The sequence below is a fragment of the Microbulbifer mangrovi genome (assembly GCF_002009015.1).
Classification (GTDB): Bacteria; Pseudomonadota; Gammaproteobacteria; order Pseudomonadales; family Cellvibrionaceae; genus Microbulbifer; species Microbulbifer mangrovi.
The window spans coordinates 1-4,425 of the sequence record NZ_LZDE01000164.1; the positions used below are offsets into that span (position 1 = coordinate 1).

Sequence of the window (4,425 nt, forward strand, 5' to 3'; positions counted from 1 at the left end):
GACGCTTCTGAAAACAGGTACCCAGCACTCTGCCTTCGCATTTAGATTTTTACATTGGAAAGGTTTGCGTTACTTGGTCAAACGCAGCATCAACTTCATCATTTTATCCGCAAGATTGCCGTAAGGCGGCATCAACAGTTTCAGCGGATCCAGCGGGCCCTGGTAAAAAACAGGACGCAGTTTGGAGAAGGTGAGGAATCCTTCATAACCGTGGTAGTGGCCCATGCCACTCTCGCCCACACCGCCAAACGGTATATCGTGCTGGCCCACATGCAGAACCGCATTGTTGACGCTGACACCGCCAGACATCACGTGATCGATATAGTAATCGCGCAGGCCCTTGTCATTGGTAAACGGATAGATAGCCAGCGGGCGGTCGCCGCGGTTGATATAGGCTGCGACTTCTTCGCGGTTTTTGTAAGTTTTTATGGGCAGAAGCGGGCCAAAGATTTCCCGTTGCATGATTTCCATATCTTCATCGACGTCAATCACCAGATGCGGTGGGAATTTCTGGATTTCATCGTCGCGGCTGCCCTGGCCGTCGGTCAGGTCGATAGCGGTTGCCCCCTTGTGTACCGCGTCGTCCAGGGTTTTCCACAGGCGGCGGAAGGAGGGTTCATCGATCACCGCGGTGTAATCCTTGACCTGAATATCCGGATAGCGCTTTCGGAAAACCTGTTTGGCTTTTTCTACAAAGGCTTCCACTTTTCCTTCCGGAAGCAGCAGGTAGTCCACGGTGGTGCAGATCTGGCCGGCGTTGAACAATTTCCAGAAAAGGATCCGCTCGCACGCGGTATCAATATCGAAATCCGGGCCGACGATGGCCGGTGACTTACCGCCCAGTTCGAGGGTCACCGGAGTGAGGTTGGCGGCAGCGGAGGCCATGACTTTGCGCCCGGTTTCTCCGGAGCCGGTGAAAATCAGGTGATCGAATTTCAATTTGGAAAACGCTTGCCCCATGCCACCGGCACCTTCGAGAAATACCAGCTTGTCTTCCGGGAAATAATCGCCGCTGATGCGCTTCAGCAGCGCCGCAAGGCGATTGGAATTTTCCGACATTTTCACCATGGCGCGGTTGCCAGCGGCAAAAATATTGATCAGTGGACCAAAGGAAAGATTGACCGGGAAGTTCCACGGCACGATCACGCCAACCACGCCGAGAGGTTGCGGAATCACCTTGTTGGAGGATGTGGGGAACGCGGTGATGTCTACATGGCGGCGCTGGGGCTTCATCCACTTTTTCAGTTTCTTGATCGTATCCTTCACCCCGTCCAGCGCGGGGAAAATTTCCGCAAACAGGGTTTCGTGGTGGGAGCGGTTGCCGTAGTCATCGCTCACCGCCTGTACGATTTCATCCTGATGGTCGCGGATCATCCGGGCCAGGGCCTTCAGATCTTTTACTCGCTGCTGATAATCGGGGGCCGGGTCGGCCAAGTAGGCCTGACGCTGGTGGGCGAGCAGGTTTTCGAGAAGGGCGGCCTGGGCATCATCGCTGGTCAGTGTCTGGGTATTCATGGTCGCTCCGCAGGTTGATTTCGGGCTTCTTGGAATAGTGTGCCGGTAACATGGGCACTTTCAGTTGTACCCAGAATACGAGGTTCCGGCCAACAAGAGTTGACCGATTGCGTCACGAAATTGACAGATCGCGCAATCCGCTGCGCCAGTGGTGGTCAGCCCGGGTGCTGGCGCAGCCAGGCTCTGGGGCTGGCGCCCATGATCCGTGTGAAGGCGCGGGTCAGGGCGCTGAGCTGGCTGTAACCCACCAGTTCGGCGATTTCCGTGAGCGACAGGTCGCCTTCCAGTAAGTAAGTGCACACCTGCTCTATACGGGTGCGGTCCAGTAGCTGCTGGAAGCTGGTACCTTGCTGGCGGAGCCGCGCCTGCAGGGTACGCGGCGCCATATTTACGCTATCGGCGACTTTCTCGAGCGTGACCGGGCCGCGTGGCAGGAGGTTGGTGATGTTCCACAGGAGCTGTTCCTGAAATCCGTCAAGCTGCTTTTTCTTCAGGAAACTGTCGATAAGGCCGCGCATTTCCGGATTGGCGCCCGCCACGGGGCGCTCCAGCATGGATGCAGCGAAGGCAATGCCATTGGACGCGCAATCAAAGTAAACCGGGCACTGGAACAGGTCCCGATAGGGAGTGAGGCCGCCCGACGCAGTTGGCGCTGGACCGCTCAGGTAAACGGCGCTCAGCGGCACGGGCTCGGCAAGTAAAAAGCGGATCATGTTGACGCCGCCGGCCACCAGATTGTCACTGTGCTGGCGCGAATGCGCGGAGGGGCCGTCGAAGTTGTACCGGGAGTGCAGCTGGGCGATGTCGCCTTCCTCCTCGTACCAGACTTCGAGCCCCTGGGCCGTTTGGCCGATGGAGGATGTGATGGTTTCCAGAGCATCGCGCAGGGTCGCGCACTGTTGCAGGAGCAGCCCTACGGTGCCGAATGCGGAAATATTCTGTTGCTGGGCCAGCCTGAGGCCGAAGTCCGCGCGGCCACTCAGGCGCGCACCCAGTTCCAGCAACTCGACCTTGGTTTCCATCGGGATCATCAGGTCGGGTCTGTCCAGATAGTCTGCTGGCAGGGACAGGCGCTGCAGCAGTTCCCCGACATTGACTCCGAAGCTGCCGAGCAGGCTTTTATAGCCGGTGAGCGCGCTGGCGCGGACCATGGGGAGCAAGGCTTATCCTCTCGATTGGCTTTGACTCACCATGATACCGAACCCGCCACCCGTTGGCGCCACCGGCGATTTATTTCTCGTTCATGGCCTGCTCCATGGCGGCCTCCTGCTGGCTGAGTTCCGCCAGGGCAAGTAGCAGCGGTGAAACCCGCGACTCGCTGATTTCCCGGGTAATCTCTTCCAGTTGCTGCTGCACGGGATTACTTTCCGCGACATGCAGTGAGGGATGCATTTCCTCCGGCGCAGTCTCAAGCAGTGGCGACTGCGCTTCGTCGGCAGAGGTGATCTCGTAATAAACCACCGGCAACCGGGGGCTCGCCGCGGGGCGCTCGAACTCCCCGAAACGGGAGTTCGCCCGGTAATTACCGAAATCCTTGTCCAGGGCCAGGGGGCTGGATTTTTCCTGTTCAGGCTCGAAGCTGACCGAGATGCTCAAGTCTTTGTAGAAAACCCAAGCCCAGCCGTTGGGATAGTATTCCCCGCCCACGGGGCCAAACACCGGATCAAAGTAAAGCCCGGCGTGGCCGCCCTGCAGGTTGGCATTGATATCCGCGTGCGCCAGAGTGATCAGGCGGCCGTGCAGCTGCAGGAACTCCCGCTCCCAGGTCACGGTGGGATAGGGATACATATCGGAGCGGAGCAGGGTAAGGAAATCGACATTGACGTTGTTTTCGATTTCCGTTGCGTCGCTGTCGGTATTGTCCTCGATATTCTGGTCCTTGCCGTTGTTGCCGTCATCGGTAATTACCGCGGTGTTGTCGACCTGCTGTACCGTGGCATCCAGGGGGTAATCCACGATCACGGCAAAGGTAATACTGCCCTCCTCTCCGGGGGCCAGGGTGCCCACATCGAAGGTGAAGGTGTCGCCGTTCTGTACCCAACCGGAGGTTGAATTGGCGGCGTCGAAACTGGTGTTCGCTGGCAGGGTTTCGGTTATCACCACGCCGGCTGCAGTGGCGGTACCGCGGTTGCCGTATTCCAGGGTGTACACCAGGGTTTCGGAAGGTTTCGGCACCGCATCGTTGTCATCCTTGTCGATATACAGATCCACGAATTCAATTTCTAGGATTTCATCGTCGCGGTTGTTTTCCGGTGTCGGGTCTTCGCCGTTACTACCATCGTCGTCGACCACCACCGTATTGGTTTGCGGGCCGACGTTGCTGGGCACGTCTTCGACCACCACGGCTGCAACACTCAGGGTGACGCTATCGCCTGCTGCCAGATTGCCGATATTCCAGGTCACGGTGCCGGCGTCGAGATCGATGATGCCGCCATCGCTGGCGACAAAATTCGTAAACAGGTTGGTGTCGGGCAGGGTGTCGGTAACCACTACGCCGGTGCCACCCTGATTGCCCTGGTTACTGACTTCGATGGTCCACTCTACGGCGTCGCCCGGATTGGTGGGGTCATCGAAGTTCTCGATCTTGTCGATCACGTAGTCCGGTTGAGCGTCGGTAGGGGTGACCTCATCGTCGGTATTGTCTTCCAGATTCTGGTCGGGACCGGTGTTGCCGTCGTCCTCGATAGTGGCGGTATTATCGAGCTCCTCCACGCCGGCTGGGATGGGGTCGTCGATGATCACCGCAAAATCCACACTGCCATTTTCGCCAGCGGCGAGCTCGCCGAGCGCCAGGGTCAGCGTATCGCCATCCAGTACCCAGCGCGGGTCGGAATTGGCCGCATCGAAGCTGGCGTACTCCGGCAGCGTTTCGGTGATCACCACGCCACTGGCATCGGCGGTGCCGTTGTT

3 protein-coding genes are annotated in these 4,425 nt (G+C 58.3%); all 3 read right to left on the reverse strand.

Annotated elements, in window-relative coordinates:
* Positions 1-69 precede the first annotated feature (69 nt).
* Positions 70-1,515, reverse strand: a complete 1,446-nt coding sequence (locus B4U49_RS01170) for a coniferyl aldehyde dehydrogenase (RefSeq protein WP_078082762.1) — start codon at positions 1,513-1,515, stop codon at positions 70-72.
* A gap of 155 nt (positions 1,516-1,670) precedes the next feature.
* Complete coding sequence (locus B4U49_RS01175; RefSeq protein WP_078082763.1) at positions 1,671-2,666, reverse strand: AraC family transcriptional regulator; 996 nt, start codon at positions 2,664-2,666, stop codon at positions 1,671-1,673.
* A 79-nt stretch (positions 2,667-2,745) separates the two neighbouring features.
* A partial coding sequence (locus B4U49_RS01180; protein ID WP_143735457.1) for a COG1361 family protein occupies positions 2,746-4,425 on the reverse strand: 1,680 nt, incomplete at its 5' end.

What these genes read in the sequence shown, in the direction of transcription:
- B4U49_RS01170 (WP_078082762.1), bottom strand. Translation starts at nt 1,515, where the DNA reads ATGAATACCCAGACACTGACCAGCGATGATGCCCAGGCCGCCCTTCTC.
- B4U49_RS01175 (WP_078082763.1), bottom strand. Translation starts at nt 2,666, where the DNA reads ATGGTCCGCGCCAGCGCGCTCACCGGCTATAAAAGCCTGCTCGGCAGC.